Origin of the sequence: Shewanella sp. 10N.286.51.B7 (assembly GCF_002873615.1) — a bacterium.
GTDB classification, from domain to species: domain Bacteria; phylum Pseudomonadota; class Gammaproteobacteria; order Enterobacterales; family Shewanellaceae; genus Shewanella; species Shewanella electrodiphila.
Map to the genome: position 1 here is coordinate 1 of NZ_MCUF01000047.1, position 16673 is coordinate 16673.

16 protein-coding genes are annotated in these 16673 nt (G+C 42.7%); 5 read left to right on the forward strand and 11 right to left on the reverse strand.

The genetic code is table 11. From position 1 onward, the window contains the following. Positions 1 to 203 precede the first annotated feature (203 nt). The 8 genes from BCU84_RS13595 to BCU84_RS13630 form a co-directional block, all read right to left on the reverse strand. Entirely contained in the window at positions 204 to 2075 is a 1872-nt protein-coding gene (locus BCU84_RS13595; protein WP_102528622.1) for a methyl-accepting chemotaxis protein, read from the reverse strand. Positions 2076 to 2530: 455 nt separating this feature from the next. Continuing rightward, the gene (locus tag BCU84_RS13600; RefSeq protein ID WP_102528623.1) at positions 2531 to 4399 is read right to left on the reverse strand and encodes an ABC transporter ATP-binding protein; all 1869 of its coding nucleotides are present in this window, start codon (positions 4397 to 4399) and stop codon (positions 2531 to 2533) included. A gap of 93 nt (positions 4400 to 4492) precedes the next feature. Further along, entirely contained in the window at positions 4493 to 5320 is an 828-nt protein-coding gene (locus tag BCU84_RS13605) for a heme ABC transporter ATP-binding protein (protein WP_102528637.1), read from the reverse strand. 130 nt (positions 5321 to 5450) lie between these two features. Next, positions 5451 to 6467, reverse strand: a complete 1017-nt coding sequence (locus tag BCU84_RS13610) for an iron ABC transporter permease (RefSeq protein ID WP_102528624.1) — start codon at positions 6465 to 6467, stop codon at positions 5451 to 5453. 65 nt (positions 6468 to 6532) lie between these two features. Then, positions 6533 to 7435, reverse strand: coding sequence for an ABC transporter substrate-binding protein (locus tag BCU84_RS13615; RefSeq protein WP_102528625.1), 903 nt, complete (start codon positions 7433 to 7435; stop codon positions 6533 to 6535). A gap of 60 nt (positions 7436 to 7495) precedes the next feature. After that, positions 7496 to 7918 carry a biopolymer transporter ExbD gene (locus tag BCU84_RS13620; protein ID WP_102528626.1) on the reverse strand — a complete coding sequence of 141 codons (423 nt, stop codon included), beginning with the start codon at positions 7916 to 7918 and terminating at the stop codon, positions 7496 to 7498. After that, positions 7915 to 8706 (reverse strand): MotA/TolQ/ExbB proton channel family protein, encoded by a 792-nt coding sequence (locus BCU84_RS13625; RefSeq protein ID WP_102528627.1) that lies wholly within the window; start codon positions 8704 to 8706, stop codon positions 7915 to 7917. Before BCU84_RS13625 ends, BCU84_RS13620 begins: the two co-directional genes overlap by 4 nt. A gap of 21 nt (positions 8707 to 8727) precedes the next feature. After that, complete coding sequence (locus BCU84_RS13630) at positions 8728 to 9483, reverse strand: energy transducer TonB (RefSeq protein WP_102528628.1); 756 nt, start codon at positions 9481 to 9483, stop codon at positions 8728 to 8730. Between the two features lie 364 nt (positions 9484 to 9847). Here BCU84_RS13630 and BCU84_RS13635 point away from each other — a divergent pair, with 364 nt between their 5' ends. From BCU84_RS13635 to hutZ, 3 genes are all read left to right on the forward strand, one after another. After that, complete coding sequence (locus tag BCU84_RS13635; protein ID WP_102528629.1) at positions 9848 to 11884, forward strand: TonB-dependent hemoglobin/transferrin/lactoferrin family receptor; 2037 nt, start codon at positions 9848 to 9850, stop codon at positions 11882 to 11884. Between the two features lie 159 nt (positions 11885 to 12043). Next, the gene (hutX, locus tag BCU84_RS13640; RefSeq protein ID WP_102528630.1) at positions 12044 to 12553 is read left to right on the forward strand and encodes a heme utilization cystosolic carrier protein HutX; all 510 of its coding nucleotides are present in this window, start codon (positions 12044 to 12046) and stop codon (positions 12551 to 12553) included. A gap of 30 nt (positions 12554 to 12583) precedes the next feature. Next, positions 12584 to 13126: a heme utilization protein HutZ gene (gene hutZ, locus BCU84_RS13645; RefSeq protein WP_102528631.1), complete on the forward strand. Its 543-nt coding sequence runs from the start codon at positions 12584 to 12586 to the stop codon at positions 13124 to 13126. Between the two features lie 119 nt (positions 13127 to 13245). Here hutZ and BCU84_RS13650 read toward each other — a convergent pair whose 3' ends face one another. Together BCU84_RS13650 and BCU84_RS13655 are read right to left on the reverse strand one after the other, a co-directional pair. Then, entirely contained in the window at positions 13246 to 14088 is an 843-nt protein-coding gene (locus BCU84_RS13650) for a helix-turn-helix domain-containing protein (RefSeq protein ID WP_102528632.1), read from the reverse strand. Continuing rightward, positions 14085 to 14396, reverse strand: a complete 312-nt coding sequence (locus tag BCU84_RS13655) for a metalloregulator ArsR/SmtB family transcription factor (RefSeq protein ID WP_102528633.1) — start codon at positions 14394 to 14396, stop codon at positions 14085 to 14087. The genes BCU84_RS13650 and BCU84_RS13655 overlap by 4 nt, the downstream gene beginning before the upstream one ends. Before the next feature lie 112 nt (positions 14397 to 14508). Here BCU84_RS13655 and BCU84_RS13660 point away from each other — a divergent pair, with 112 nt between their 5' ends. Continuing rightward, complete coding sequence (locus BCU84_RS13660; protein WP_102528634.1) at positions 14509 to 15435, forward strand: permease; 927 nt, start codon at positions 14509 to 14511, stop codon at positions 15433 to 15435. A gap of 73 nt (positions 15436 to 15508) precedes the next feature. Here the strand turns inward: BCU84_RS13660 and BCU84_RS13665 are convergent, their stop codons facing one another. Then, a complete protein-coding gene (locus BCU84_RS13665; protein ID WP_102528635.1) occupies positions 15509 to 15847 on the reverse strand; it encodes a hypothetical protein in 339 nt (112 codons plus the stop codon). A gap of 216 nt (positions 15848 to 16063) precedes the next feature. On the opposite strand from BCU84_RS13665, the gene BCU84_RS13670 reads away from it, so the two are divergent. After that, complete coding sequence (locus BCU84_RS13670) at positions 16064 to 16612, forward strand: DUF2937 family protein (RefSeq protein WP_102528636.1); 549 nt, start codon at positions 16064 to 16066, stop codon at positions 16610 to 16612. Positions 16613 to 16673: the final 61 nt, after the last annotated feature.

Below are 16673 nucleotides of genomic sequence, written 5' to 3' on the forward strand. Positions count from 1 at the left end.
TGAAATAGTGAAATAGTGAACAGGTGAAATGCTATTAGCTTCACCTGAAGCTTTACCAAAAGTGACCAAGATTCAGCACAAAAAAGCCCCATAGCATCTTTAAATGTTATAGGGCTTTTTATGGACTTTAATTCTAGCTATCGATACTGACTCTCTATACGGCTTTCTTTACAAGCTTTCTATACAAGTTTGCTTTGCGAGAGCTACAGAATGAATGTCGCTACTAAATCATTTAATGATTTTGCCTGCACTTTTAAGTCTTTTGCTTTTTGAACACTGATTTCTGCCGCTTGGGTTATATCATCAGTGACGTCTTTAATCGCAACCGTATTTTGGGTAATTTCGTTAGTCACCTGAGTTTGCTCTTCTGCAGCGGTTGCAATTTGGCTAGCCATATCTGAAATTAGCACTACTGCTTGAGTGATTTCTTCAATGGCGATAGCGGCTTCAGTTGCGTCATTAACACTGTTGCCAGCTAATGCTTGGCTGCTCTGCATTAATGTTACTGCACTCGATGTCGTTTGCTGCAAGGTTTCAATGGTTTCATAAATTTCTTGCGCTGAATCTTGGGTGCGGCGAGACAATACGCGCACTTCATCAGCCACTACTGCAAAGCCACGACCTTGATCGCCGGCTCGCGCTGCTTCAATTGCTGCATTCAGTGCCAGTAAGTTAGTTTGTTCTGCAATACCCTGAATGGTAGAAAGGATACTTGTAATAGCATTGGCATGACGGCTCAGCTCGCCAATCACATCAGTTGCTTGAGTGACTTCGTTCGCCAGTAAGTTGATTGATTGTCGGGTATTATCAACCAAACTTTGACCTTGCTGGCTACTGTTACTCGATTGCTGGGCGGCTGCAGCAGTGCTTTCAGCATTACCGGCAATTTCTTGCGTAGCACAGGCCATTTCAGTCACAGCAGTGGCTACCATAGTGACTTCTTGTTGCTGAGCTTGCAGCTCTTTCTCTGTCGTATGGGTATTGGTTAGGCTTTCATCAGCCTCTTTATCGAGCTGCAGTGCAAGCCCACGGATTTGGGTAATCAATTGATGCTGACTACCCACAAAGCGATTAAAGCTTTCTGCAAGGGTGCCGACTTCATCTTTTGAATCGATTTTAATACGTTGGGTTAAATCGCCGTTGCCATCAGCAATGCGAGCCAATGCTTGTGATACCCGTGATAGTGGTGCTAAAAGTTGGCTAATTAACCATGAAATCAATGCCATACTGATTAACAATACCAGTGCTGAAATGCCGAGTTGTGTCATTAATAATGAGCTTAAAGGCGCTTCAAGGGTGTCTTTATCTAAGACTAAAATCAATTCCCAATCTGTATTAGGGATATCTTCTGACCAAACTAATTTATCACGATCTTCAGGAGCAAAATGAATTGGGGTCAGTTGGTCAGTTTTACGTTGTTGATTTAATAATTTGTAGTCGAGATCGCTATCAATAGCGCTAATGTGTCCCATGGCTTTACTGGCATCTTTATAAGCGATGACGGTACCGTCTTTATGCATCATGATGGCAAAACCATTAGAAGGCAGTGTCATACGATTCACATCGTCAACTAGGCTATCGATTGACAAATCTCCACCGACAACACCATTTAATATAGGTTTAGCTAAGGTGACAACCAAGATGTTATATGCGACATCTAAATAGGGTTTGGTCAGGATCATTTGTTGCTTGCTAACAGCTTCTTGGTACCAAGGACGCGTGCGTGGATCAAAATCGGTATGTTCTATTGTTGGATCATCTTCAAACATCTCACCTCTATCCGTACCAAAATAAGTACCTTCAAATCGGCCTGATATTTGGGCTTGCTGTAATGCATCTAACGGTTGACTGTCTAGTTTTTCACCAAGGGCATTAATAATATCCTCACGAGCCGCTAGCCATTCACTGATCCGCTCAGCTTGTTGGGCACTCAATCGCTGAACTTGCTCAAGGTTGGATTTAAGCAAGAGATCCTTTTGGTTCGAATAACTCAGCCAAGATAGCAATGCAATTACCATCGAAAGGGCAATCAGTACAGGGGCGAGAATTTTCTGCTTTAACGAATTAGAGATCATATTAACCAAGGTAATGTTCAGTGAGTAAAAGCCAATACAGTGATGAGGTCATGTAACTTATTCATCTAACTGAGTGGCGGCGGATAATGGCATAAGCCAGTACGATTTGATAGCAAATTGGTGGTAAAACGAACAAATAATACACGCGGATAACGAAAGCGACACGAACTGGAAACAAGTTGTTTTTATCAGCAATCAACTATCATCGCTAATCGACTGCCGCACGAGAAAACGCCTTGTAGAAAGTAGAGCGACCTGCTTGGAGTCAAACTTTAACGAGGGGAGCGTTAAACCTTAGACCTATTTATTTAACCTAAGATTTACCAACCGATAAAAGTGGATCTGTTAAACAAAGCGTTAATGAACAGGTAAATTGTTCATCAACGTTATATTGTTCATTAACGCTATATTGTTCATTAACGCTATATTGTTCATTAACGCTGAGGCATATGAGTTTAGCTGGCATCCACATAAAGTTGTTTAAATAGGCCGGGCTGAGCTTGTAGACTTAGCTCTGTGCCTGATTGGGTTATCTTGCCATCATCCAATACGAATATGCGATCCGCTAGGCGCAAGTTGTTCAGCCTATGGGCAATAATAATCGCAGTGCGTTGCTGTAAAAACGCCTTCAGATTGGATAGTATTTTTGCTTCTGTGGCGGCATCGAGTGCCGAAGTCGCTTCATCTAAAATCACCACTTGGGGCTGACTTAGCCACATTCTTGCAATGGCTAACCGCTGCATTTGACCACCTGATAAACGGGTATTCGAGCGGCCTAAATCAGTATCAAGCTTGTCTTGCCACTGAGACACAGTATCACTGAGCTCAGCATGAGCAAGTGCTTGCCATAACTGCTCATCAGTCATTTCAATACCAAAGGTTAAATTGTCACGTAAGGTGCCAGCAATTAATTTGGGATGTTGCGGCACATAGCCGACTTGCTGGCGAAAACGATTAATCCCATAGTCATGAATGTCTTCACCATTAATCATAATCTGACCTGAATGCGGCGTATAGAAGCCCAACAATAAATTGATTAAGGTGGATTTACCGCCGCCACTCATTGCCAGTAAAGCTATAGACTCGTTCGCTTTGAGATTAAGGTTGAGCTGTTGAAATAAGTTTGGCTGTTGTTCAAATCCAAAGCTGACAGCGTTGAAATCAATGCTAATAGCTGAAGTTTGTTCAAGTGCCGACTTTGATAAAATAGGCTTTTCTTGGCGTGGTTCTACTTCTAATTCTACGTCTAATTCCAATAAGTGATTGAGTCGCTCCATCGATGCCTGCGCCCCAAAACGGGCATATTGAATATTGAGCAGCTCTTGTATCGGCCCCATTAAATACCAGAGATAACTGAAAACTGCGAAAATTTGGCCAACAGTAAGATCTGATACCAATACCATGAAGATAGCCATGGCGCGAAAGCATTCAAAACCGAGTAAGAATGTAGTGAAGCTCAGCTTATTGAGCGCATCGGTTTTCCATTGATTGGCAATAGCATGCTGGCTTAGATCTGTGGCTAATCCAAATACCTTTTGATAGTAATGCTTTTCTTGCTGGGCTAAGCGTAATTCACGGGTGGCATCTACGGTATCGACCAAGGCTTGTTGAAAAGCTTCAGTGGCGGCATTTTCTTTACGGCGCAAACTTTTTACGTGCTCAGCAAAACGAGATGAAAAGTAAATCACTAAAGGGTTGAGTAAAATAATCATTAGCCCTAGCTGCCAATTAAGCCATAACAAGACACTGGCAATGGCCACGATAGTGAGCACACTGATGATTAAACGGGATAAGGTATCACTGACAAAGCGTTCAACGGTATCCACATCTGTGATGCAGCGTGAAGCTAAACCTGCACTGCCGTACTTATCGAATGCACTAATCTTAATTTGCGGTAATTGCAGTAACATTCGCTGACGAATCGCTAAACTGATCCGTTTAGCAATCTTGGTGAACTCACGAGCCTGTACCACTTGCGTCAGCATAGTCAGTAAACGTAGTACGATAACCGCCACTAATACGATACTGATATACACGCCAGGCAGGTGCCAAGCTTCAGGTAACACAGGCTGTAAATTATTCAGTAACCAACCGGTTTGTCCTAATAGCACTTCATCCACTAATAGCGGCATTAACATAGGGATAGGCAAACTCAATAGTGTGGCTAAAACAGCAATCAAATTGGCTTGAATTAACTGCCGTTTATGCGTGACAATTTTGTGCTTTAACCAAGACCAATTGAGCCTGGACTGTACTGTATCCTGTGCGTCTTGCTGTGTTTTTGCTTCTGTTTTAGAAGAAGTTTGCGAATGCTGTTGAGCCAAAACGAATGTCCTTAATGACACGTGCACCAAAATATCGACTCAGACCGTTTGTACGGCTGAAGTCGATATAGATGAACATGATTTAAATAAAAGCTAAAAAATCAGAGGCAGTTTACTGTTAGGGTCGATCACTAAGGTGGGTTTGTAGTGCCAGACTTTTTCGATGATGTCAGCAGTTAATGCCTCGGCAGGTGTACCGTCACTGACGACTTCGCCTTGTTCTAATACCACTAACCTATCAGCATAACGGCAAGCTTGATTTAAATCGTGCAGTACCACTACCACACAGTAGTTATGTTCATGGGCTAATGTATGTGCTAGTTCAAGTACTCTGTGTTGTTGGGCTAAATCTAACGCTGAAGTAGGCTCATCGAGTAGTAAAATCGGTGTGCTTTCAGCTTGAGCCAATTGTGTTAGCACGCGAGCTAACTGCACTCGTTGTTTTTCCCCCCCAGAAAGGGTGGGGTAACTACGGTATTTAAGTGCAGATAACGCAACCTGTTGCAATTGCTTATCGACTAAATCCTGTCCTTGCTGTTGGCTGATGGATAATGGATATAACCCCATTTGTACCACTTCATGTACTTTAAATGGAAAGGTCAGCGACGCATGTTGCGGTAACACGGCTAATGACTTGGCTAATTCGGCTCTGTTCCAGTTAACGAGTGATTTACCTAGCATGGAGATGCTGCCTGCTGACAGTTCAGTTTCTTGGCACAAGCTTTTCAATAACGTGGATTTACCCGCGCCATTGGGGCCCAATAATGCAGTGACTTGGCCTGGCATAATCTCAAGATTGATATCATTTAATACTGGTTTTTTGCCAATATGCACCGAGAGGTTATTAATACTGACGACAGAGTTTTCAGTTGCGGAACGTGAGGTTGAACTTTCAGTCCCAGCAGACTTTTGTTTAGGCATAAAAGTCGCACTATTTCTATCTGAAGGTGCTAATTCAACAGGCTTTACACCAGCTAGTGCTAAACCTGTTACTTGAGGCGCCGACTTAGGTGTTTTAAACATAGATTTAAATTCGATATTTCTCAGCATGTTACACCAACTTATTACGTTGTTTGAGTAATAAAATGATAAAGAATGGTGCACCTAAAAGTGCCGTCACTAAACCAACTGGTAATTCAGAAGGGGCAACAATAGAGCGAGCGCCAATATCGGCGACCACTAACATTGCTGCACCTAACATGGCGCTTAATGGCAGCAATAAACGGTGATCTGGGCCAATCATCATTCTGACTAAATGAGGTACGACTAACCCAATAAAGCCAATAATACCTGTTGCAGCCACTGCAATACCCACGCCGATAGCACACAGTACAATCAGTTTAAGTTTGAGTTTATCGACATCCAAACCAAGATGACGAGCTTCGGCCTCACCGAGTAATAAGGCATTTAAGGCTTTGGCGCTTTGGTTGAATTGCCAACTTATCACCGCTAATGCGACCAAGCTTAAAATGACGTAATGCCACTGAGCGCCAGCCACTGAGCCCATCTGCCATAAGGTTAAGTCTCTTAACGCCATGTCATTGGCCATATAGGTCAATACGCCAATACCTGCGCCAGCAAGCGCAGCCACAGCCACTCCAGATAGGAGTAATAGCACGACAGAAGTGCCACTTGGACTTGCGGCTAAACGATAAACAATTAAGGTCGTCGCAAGGCCAGCAACAAAGGCACTAAAAGCAACTAAGTATTCACCGCCATTAGGAAATAGCACGATACAAATTGCTGCGCCCAATGCCGCGCCAGAAGAGACACCAATAATGCCAGGATCAGCAAGTGGATTTCGAAATAACCCCTGCATCACCGCGCCACATTGTGCCAGTGTGGCACCTACTGCTAAGGCTAAAATTGTCCGCGGTAAACGGACATTATTAATCACCAATTGCTCATGGGGAGCCACTGATGCTAACTCTTGACCTGTTGCCCAGTTCACCATGGCATTAAAGCTGGTGGACGGGCTAATTTGTAATGGTCCGATGCTGACAGACAACAGGCTTGTTATCACCAAAGCGGTGAGTAAACAGGGCCAAAGCCAACGTTGATTTTCCATGTTAAATCCTAATAAAACGGGTTGATATTGCGCAAGTCATCACCACTTTGATGGTCATGATGTCGCTACAGCTTTTTAATGCTAATAAAGTCGCTAGCGAGGTCATCAGCAGCAGTGATGGCACTTAATCCTAAACCACCAATTAACGCTTGAGATGGCAGGTTTTTAATGTGTTGATGTTCACCTGCTGGGGTGTGCGCAAGCAATGGCATGGCTTTCAATAATGCAGTAACAGGATCGCTTGATTCACTCTCGCTGCGGTTTGAAATCAGGATCACATCGGGTTGTAGCGCTAAAATACCTTCCTGAGAGACACTTTTATAACCGTCAAAACCCGCAATGTTTTGTCCGCCAGCGAGGTTAATAATGATATCTGCAGCGGTATCGTTGCCGCCTACACGTGCAGGTCTATCAGGTTGTAACAGCAAAAATAACACCTTTGGTGCATCGCCTAGTTCATTGAGTTTTTGCTGTTTTGAATCTAATTGATTAAAGGACAAATCAATTTTTTGTTTTAGCTCAGTCGCCTGAGGTTCACGATTAAGTAACTTGCCCATTTGCTCAATGTTACTGACGAGCTCTGTTCTGGTATTGGCGCTGGGTAAAGAAACCACTTCAACGTTGGCACTGCTTAATACTTCAAGGGTGTTTTTAGGTCCCATGGCTTCTGAGCCCAATAGAATCGTAGGCGATAAAGCTAAAATCCCCTCAGCAGATAACATGCGGTGATAACCCAACTTCGCTACAGAATCTAACTCGTCTGGGATTTGACTCGTTGAATCTACACCGACTAGTTCGTCACTGGCATCTAATGCCAGCACTAACTCTGTGATGCCTGCGCCCGCACTTACAACGCGATTTTCAGCCATAGCACTTTGGCTTAGTAGGGCACTTGAAAGCAGCATGCTTGCTGTCATCAAGCGAGTCAGTAATGAGTGTTTAGTATTGAACATTGATTGCTTAAGCATAATTAACTCCGAATAAATAAAATCGTTGGAACATTCCTAAATGGATGGATAAAAGATGATTTAGGGTTCCATTAAAATTTGGGTATTAGTGATTTGTTGTCGCTGGAGTAATGCCAATACCGTCATTAATGGCTGAACGGGGGCATTTTTATCAGCAGCGACAACCACATTGATATTTGGTGACGAATCCAAGACTTGAATGAAAGCGGCTTCGAATTGGTCGAAATTGTCGAATTGCTTAGCATCTAACGCCCAATGGGGCGCATCAGTTAAAATATTGATTGAAATATGCTCGTCTTGAGACAAGGCCGTTAAGCTTGAGTCTTTTTCTGTAGGTACATCCACAGGCAATGTCAGCAGTTGGGTATTGGCTGTAAGTAACAGGAATACCAATACTATAAAAATGATGTCGATGAGCGGGGTGAGATCAATTCCTACATTGACCTGAGCTGAAGCCCCAGCCTGACCGTCTGCGCTGATCATCTGTTTGACTCCGCTAAAGTCGCAGTCGCAGCCGCTGTCGCAGCAATAGAGGCTGTTGCTTCGGTAGTGGTGTTAACGGTGTTTTGATTTAAAGCATTGCCTTTAAGACAAGGTGCATTGGCGCCACATGGGGCATCACAACCAATGTTTAATGCTTGATCAAAGCCGTCTAACCATAGGTTCATTTGGTTTAGGGCGTGGGCAATTCTGTTGCAGCGTTTCTCGGCCCAAAGTGTCAGTAAGTACGCCATAGTGATTGCAGGCACGGCAATGATTAAACCTGCTGCCGTGGTATTCATCGCAAGCCCCAAGCCTGTTGCCAGTTGCGATGGGGTCACAGGACCATCAGATAGCCCAAGTTGACTAAACATTTCAATCAGGCCAAGCACAGTACCTAAAAGGCCAAGCAGAGGAGTGATCACACCAATAATCTGCAGTACCTTTAGCCCAGATTGCAGCTTTTCTTTTTGCTTAAGTAACCATAAATTTAAGATTTCTTCGCGCATTGCACGAGGTTGGTCACCATGGGATAACAAGAGTGCCGTGCCCTTAGCAAGCATGCTACGACCTTTGCTTAATAAGGTAATCAGCTGCTGCCTTTGTTCGGGAGTGGCGCTGCGAGTTTGTTGTCTTAACTCCGTTAGCCAAACATCCCGTTTTAATAGTTCATTCACTAATAAAGCGAGTCGCTCAAGGATGATCAATAAGGCTAAAAAAGCACAGATAAATAGCGGCCAAGTTAAGTAACCTAACTGCTCTGACAGTTGTAGATATAATGGTTGAGACATGTTGATTTCCTATATTCAGGCTTAATTTAAAGCGAACTTCACAGGTACTCTGACGGTATAAGCAAAAGCGGTTTGTGGAGATGGCGCAGCAAATTGCCACTGCTCAACTGCATTAATAGCTGCTGCATCGAGTAGGCTGTAACCTGAACTATCGACGAGGGTAAGCGAGAGTTGCTCACCAATTTGATTAAACATGACTTCCACTGTCGCGGTGCCTTCAAAGCCACGTTTACGTGCCTTTTTAGGGTAATTAGGTTGTGCTGGTGGTGCTGAAAATGTCGGTTGTTGTAAGGCAACTGTTTCTTGGGTGACTCCTTGTTTAGCGTCGACTTGCTGTTGATTGTGAGTTGCACTGGCATCAGTGCTGGCAACCTCTGTTACTTCGGCAGGTGGCTGCTCAGCTGTTTCTGGCTTAGAAGTTTCAGGATTAGAAACTGAGGTTTTAGAAACTGAGGGTTTAGCTTGTTCAATTTTGGTAATGACTTTCTCTGCTGCAGGCTTTTTAGGAGCAGCTTTAACCACTGGTTCAGGTTCAGGTTTAACCACAGGTTTAGGTTTAGCAAGGTGCTCTGGTTTTTTCACTTCTTCTACAGTGTTTTCGATACTTGTTGCCTGTGTACTTGCTTGCATAGCAATCATGACACTGACAGCTTTATTTGAGCCCATTGCCGCACCTTCAGATAACTGAATCGATGGCTCACTATTTTGAGAGGCGAGCACCCCTCCTTGGATTAAAATGGTTAAACATCCGAAAGCAAAATATCGTTTAGGTGTCATCTGAAATAGTCTTCTACAACATCAATGTGGTCAAATGTTGAACATATCTAAATTAAGCAATTAGTTAGCTTTGAATCTTTACATTCTTTACAAAGCTATTAATAACAAGTAGTTAGGCTCTGCCTTTGTCTTTGTTGATTTGAATGTACAACAAATTGAATGAGATCGCAAATGATAATGATTTTCATTTGATCTAAGTTTTATTCTCAGGTAAAGTGCGGCAAATAGTTCGTCAGAGATAACACTTTGTGCTGATGTTTTTTCCTACTGATTGGTGATTTACGCGTTTTAACACCACAGTGAGTAGCACACCTAATTCTCTATGAACGACAGAAAAGTCGCATTTATTATTGAGGATATAACAATGACCAAGAAGCCACTCGTTGTAGCAATGGCAATGGTTTTTAGTACCACCGCATTCGCACAAGAAAACCAAACCGTTACAGAATTTGATGAAGTGCTTGTTACCGCTACCCGTATTAGCGAAAAAGTATCAGATTCCAGCCGCAGCGTGACGGTGATCAGTGAAGAGAAGATGCAAGAGTCTCAGCCTTCATCTGTCGCTGATGCGCTAAAGAATGAAGCCAATATTAGTGTGACGAATGGTCCTCGAGCATCATCTCAAGGCGTCGAAATTCGTGGTTTAAGTGGTCAACGTGTATTACAAACTATTGATGGCGCACGTCAAAATACCAATTCTGGTCACCGCGGTACTTACTTCATGGATCCAGAGTTACTCAGCTCAATCGAAGTGGTACGTGGCCCTGCCAGTAGTTTATGGGGCAGTGGTGCAATTGGTGGCGTGGTCGCACAAAACACCAAGTCTGCCCATGATTTTTTAGATGAAGGTGATACGTTTGGTGGCTACATCAAGCAAGGTTTTGAAACCAATGGCGATAAAATCAAAACCAGCGGTACGCTTTACGGTTTAGCTGACAACATTGATTGGTTGTTAAGTGGTAGCTACCACGACAGCAACAATATCAAAATTGGTAATGATCAAAGCCTTGAAAACAGCTCATCTGAAGCGACCAGTGGTTTAGCTAAAATCGGCTGGGAGCCAACAGACGATCAACGCCTGCAACTATCTGCACGTTTTTCTGATACAGATGAATTAGTTCCAAGTAACCCATCGACTCATGTTGGCAGCTCAGTACCATTAGTGCAGCGTAATACTGAAGATCAAAACGTGACCTTAGATTACAGCCTAAACCCAACAGACAATCCGTTATTAGATTTAAATGCGACTGTGTATTGGAATAGCACTAATTACGATGAAGATCGTGTCACTAAAGATCAATTTGATAGTACTGAATTTGAAACCATTGGTTTTAGTGTCAATAACAGCTCTGCATTTGGCAACACTGTACTGACTTACGGTATTGATGGTTACAAAGATACGATTAACACAGTGCGTGACGACAATGGCCAAGCCGGTGAACGACCAGATGATATAGATGGTGAAACCACAGTTTGGGGCGCATTTACGAAAGCAGATATCAAGCTCACAGACACCGTTGCCTTAGATGTAGCTGTTCGTTACGACACCTTTGAAAATGAAAGCAATAACTTAGGTCTGTCATCAGATGATAATGCCTTTACGCCTTCTGTTGGCCTAGTGTGGAACACCACAGACTGGTTAACCTTAAGTGCTCGATATGATGAAGCATTCCGCGCACCAAGCATGGAAGAAATGTACTCAACAGGTACGCATTACTGTATTCCTTCAATTCCTGGCTTCTTACCTGACGGTCTGTGTAACACCTTTGAAATCAACCCAGATTTACAAGCTGAAAAAGCGCAAAACAAAGAGCTTAAAGCCGATATGCGTTTTGCTGACTTAGCCGGTGATGATGAGTTAGCAATTACCTTAAGTGTGTTCAGAAATGATGTTGATGACTTTATCGAACAAAGCGTTTCTAACCCGCTATACGGCATTCCTGGGTTGGAACAAACCACCTCTTGGGACAATGTGGATGAAGCTAAACTAACAGGTTTTGAATTCAATACCCGTTACCGTTACAAGCAAACTCGGGTGACATTTAACTATGGCCAAACCGAAGGCAAAGACAAGAATACTGATGAGTATTTATCAAATATTCCAGCTAAGAAAATGGGCATAGATTTATCGCAATCCATCATGGAAGGCGATATGAAATTTGGTACTCGTTTCACTTATGTGGCTGAGCAAGATGACTTGCCTGTAGACAACCTTGAGCAATATGACTCTTACAAATTGTGGGACGTTTATGTGGCTTGGGAACCAGCAATGGGCACATTTGAAGGTTTACGTGTCGACTTTGCAGTAGAAAACATCGGTGATGAGGAATATCGCCAAGCGTGGCAAACCTTGTATGAACAAGGCAGGAATTTCAAATTGTCAGCGCGCTATTCATTTTAATCCCTTACCCGTTTGCGGGTGAATAACGCTGAAGCAAAAGGTTGCAGGCTTAATGGCTGCAGCCTTATTTCAAAAAAGCCTCTCAAGCATTAGTGCTTGAGCGGCTTTTGCAGTGTTAGCCAACCGTACATTAGGGTTATCAATTATTGGAGATATTCCATGACAGTATCAGTAGCACAAATTCAGCAGTATTTAAGCGAAAACCCAGCAGCGATGCCAGGTCAAGTAGCACAAGCGCTATCCATCACAGAGCTTGAAGTGGTCACAGCATTACCGACAGAACAACTGGCTTTATTGCCATTAACAGAAAAAGATAACCTGCTGACATCACTACCTGAGTGGGGCAACATGACCACGATTATCTCAGTATCAGGCAGTATTTTTGAATTTAAAGGTAGTTTTCCAAAGGGGAAATATGCCCACGGTTACTACAATTTAATCACTAAAGGTGAGGGGCTACACGGTCACTTGAAATTAGATGACATCAGCGCCATTGCTTTAATCAGCAAACCGTTCAGAGGCACAGAAAGCCACTCTATCAACTTCTTTGGTGCACAGGGCGAAGTGGTATTTAAAGTGTATTTAGGTCGCGATAAAAAGCGTGTGCTGCTAAGCAGCCAAGTTGAGCGTTTTCAAGCACTCAAAGGCAGCGTCACCGCAGCAGCTTAACTGATAATAATTAAATAAAAGGAATGTGTGATGTCGACTGAAAAAGAACAACGCTTACGCGAAAAGCTACTACCTGAAATTGAAGAATTTAAAGCTCAACGCTCAACTTTACAGCTTGCCACACAAGATGCAGACGGTGTACCCAATGCCAGTTATGCCCCTTTTGCTTTAGCTGATGATGGCTTTTACATTTTAGTCAGTGAATTAGCCCGTCATGGCACTAATCTACAAGCCTCTGACAAGCTTTCAGTCATGTTGGTTGAAGATGAATCAGAATCAAAAAGTGTGTTCGCCCGTAAACGATTAACGTTTGATGCAACGGCTGAAGTTGTTGCACGAGACAGCGAAACATTTACTAAAGGCGTGGCTGCGTTATCGGCTCGTTTTGGTGAAATGATTGATAACTTAGCTGCGCTAAAAGACTTCAACTTATTCAAGCTAAACCCGCATCACGGCTTATACGTAAAAGGTTTTGGTCAGGCATTTAGTTTATCTGGTGCAGAACTATTAGATGTTGACTGGAAACGCGATGGTCACCATGGCACGCCAAAACAGGTGGCAGAACAAGCTTAAGGGTTACCTTGTTTATGGCCATTGAGTCTTAAGGCACAAAATCCCGCAATATTAGCGGGATTTTTTTATGCTCAAATGAATTTAATATGTAGAGTTAACGATGAAGCTTTTATCGCTGATTACTGAAAATTGCCATATATATCAATCACGAATTCTCGCTGTTTGGCGTACTCCCCTGGTGTATTGCCAATGGCGTTTTTTAAATAACGGATTAAGTGGGGCTGATCACTAAAGCCAAACTGCAATGCGACATCACTCCAATCAATCTCATCTTGTTGATATTTTGATAAGTAAGTCAGTAGATTATCGAGTTTATTAATCGACTGGCATTGCTTTAATGTCATGCCAATAACCCGCAAAAAACTACGCTCTAATGTGCGCTGTGAACAATGCAGTTGTTCACCCATATTTGAAATTGCAACCGCTTGCGGTAAAGCTAAGGCTTTTTTGACTAATGCGCTGTGCTTATCTTCTTTCGCTGTTTGTAGCCATGGCAGTAACAGCTCATCTAATTGGGCTGTACATTCAGTTTGCTGAAACTCAGCCGCTGATAATAGCCCTTCGATATTACAGATTTTGCTTTGAGAAAATGGCGTAAATATATCTGAGATATCGACTTGAGCAATATCATTAATTTGCAGCGCAGTTGGCGCAAGATTTAAGCCGTATAAGGCGCCAGCATGAAACTTTACGCCTAGTAAGGTCATAGGTTCACTATGATCCATCGTGTAGGTTTTGTTATAGGGAAATAACCAATGACTGCCTTTGCCCTGAGTGATCGTGGCTTCTGAACGATAGTCATACGCTTGCGATTTAGGCGTGATAATTAAGTGGCCACAGGTATCGGGGTTAAGCTTTGGGTGATCGATGCCGTCATCATCTTTATGGGTTTTAATAAACCAATAGCATTCAACAAAATGCGAGACAATGTCATTTTTCGGCGGGATCACCCAGCCTTTCATGCGGTAACCTTTGGCGTACAAGCCTCGTCGGCGCAACATTCGTTTTGTAAAAAGCCAATCACAGATTCGAGTTGCTCAAATTCGGCAACGCAAAATAAAGTACGGCCTTCACGTCGCTGCGAAATAAGCCCTGCAGAGGCCAAACTAGAGATGTGGTGAGATAACGTTGAACCAGGAATAGCTAAAGACTCCTGTAATCCACCGACAGCAATGCCCTGATAACCCGCGCGAACCACTTTATTATAAATGGTAAGCCGTGTTGGATGACCCAGTTCTTTCAATGCTTTAGCGATAGTCTCAATTTCCATAACCATACCTTTTGCAAATTATATTTCGATAATACTAGAAATATCTTGATCTATCCAGTTTAAAGGAATATGTTTCGATTATTCTAGAAATGTAGTTAATTAGGTGTAAATGATGTTTGATTCTAACTTCATCAATATGGATATGCTCATGGAAACCCTCGACATGTTTATGTTCTTAGCCGTTGAGCTAACCATTTTATTTTTGGCGATCAGCTATTTTGTCGGCGTATTACAGCTATACATTCCACCGGCAAAAATTCAACGTATTTTGAGCAGTAAAGGTGGCCGTGGTTACATTGTCGCTGGTTTTCTGGGCGCAATAACCCCGTTCTGCTCTTGCTCGACCATCCCTTTTTTAAAAGGGCTATTAAGAGCAAAAGCAGGGTTTGGCACCATGATGGTGTTCTTGTTTGCAAGTCCTTTGCTAAACCCAATTATCATTGGTTTATTTGCGGTGACATTTGGTCTTAAAGTGACTCTGTTCTACTTTGTGATGGCAATGGGCGTATCAGTTATTGCTGGCTACACCCTTGAAAAACTTGGCTTTGAGAAATATGTGAAACCTGAAGCCTATATTGCCCCTGAGTCTAAAGGCTGTGGCAACGGATGCGGTGGTAAAGCTAAAGAAGTCAGTAAATGGCGCAAAGTATGGAACAGCACATGGGCAGATTTTAAAACCGTTTTACCGTACTTATTAGGCGGTATTGCGATTGGCTCATTAATCTATGGTTTTATGCCAACCGAGTTTGTTGCCAGTTTTGCTAGCGAAGATAACCCATTTGCCATTCCTGTAGCTGCGGTCATTGGTATTCCTTTATACATCCGAGCTGAAGCGGTAATTCCATTAAGCGCTGCATTAGCGGCAAAAGGGATGGGATTAGGTGCGGTAATGGCGCTGATTATCGGCAGTGCAGGTGCCAGCTTAACTGAAGTCATCTTGCTTAAATCAATATTTAAAAATCAAATGATTGCGGCGTTTTTAGTGGTCATTATAGCGATGGCGATTGGTGCAGGCTTGTTGTATCAGTTTATTTTTTAAGCTCATTTTATGATAAAGCACTCAACACAGGTTAATCGCCGTGTTGAGTGCTTTACTCTTTTTTGCTCATTTTTTATTCGCTTTGCTCTGAGCAAGCGGTAAACGTCTCGGCTGAAACGCCCAATTCTCCGGAAAAGTTTTCGACTAAACAGGCTGTGGTTTTCTCATCATCTTCATCTTGCATATGTTTTTCTACGCAAGTTCGCATCACTGAGCGAAACACCGATTCAACCTTGGCTTCTGACTGATTGGTGCAACTGGCCATATTGGCAAATTCACCTTCTGCTTTCATTTGATTGACCGACATATCAATCATGAGATTCATTTGTTCAGGGCTGATAGTGGCAGCATTGCTCGAGGGCGCTATTGATAACGACAATAGTAATAGGGGTAAAATAATCGCGGCTTTCATGTATTAATCCTTTAATGTAATGTCCATATTGATGGTAAGAAATGAAACCTAAGATAAAGTCAGTCACTGATTCATCTTGGTAGAACTTGCATCATCATTTAAAGATAGCAGCATTGATTGGGTGATTGAACCAGCGATTGAACCAGCGATTGAACTATCGATTAAGTGAGAGTAAATAACCAATTAACACTTTGTCTTGAATAACGGGAAACATTGATGAAATCAATCATGGAGTATCTACGGCTGATATTATTTGTCAGTGGTGTACTGCTTGGAGTACAAGTGCCTGCATTTGTCGATCAATATGGTCAGCGACTTCAAGCCCATACCCAAGAAGCCAAGCTCAGCTTGGATGAATTTCAGCGTGATGCCGACCGATTTTTTGCTGGCGATATCCAAAAGTTAATTAGCCACTATCAACAAAACCCAGATCAAGTGATTAACGCCGGCGGCGACAGTATTGAAGCGATTTATCAACGCTATCAACTGCTCAATGGCGCACTGAATCAATTCAATCAAACGGCTTACAGTCGCTTTGAACAAGTGGCTTTTGAGCCAATGGAAGATATTAGGCAAGAAGTATGGAATAACTTTAGCCATACAATCATGCTAGATACGCGGGCAATTGCTATCGGATTAGTATTGGGTTTTCTACTGTCGTTAATCTGTGAACTATGTTTAGTGGGTTGTGGCAAAGGTTGTAAACATGCTTATCGAGCCCTAAAACCGAAAGGGCAATCAACCCTTAAATCTGAGCACGACTAACCCATTCAATGACTTTTAATCCGGTCATTATGATTGTTATATTAATTGTTATTTTAATTGT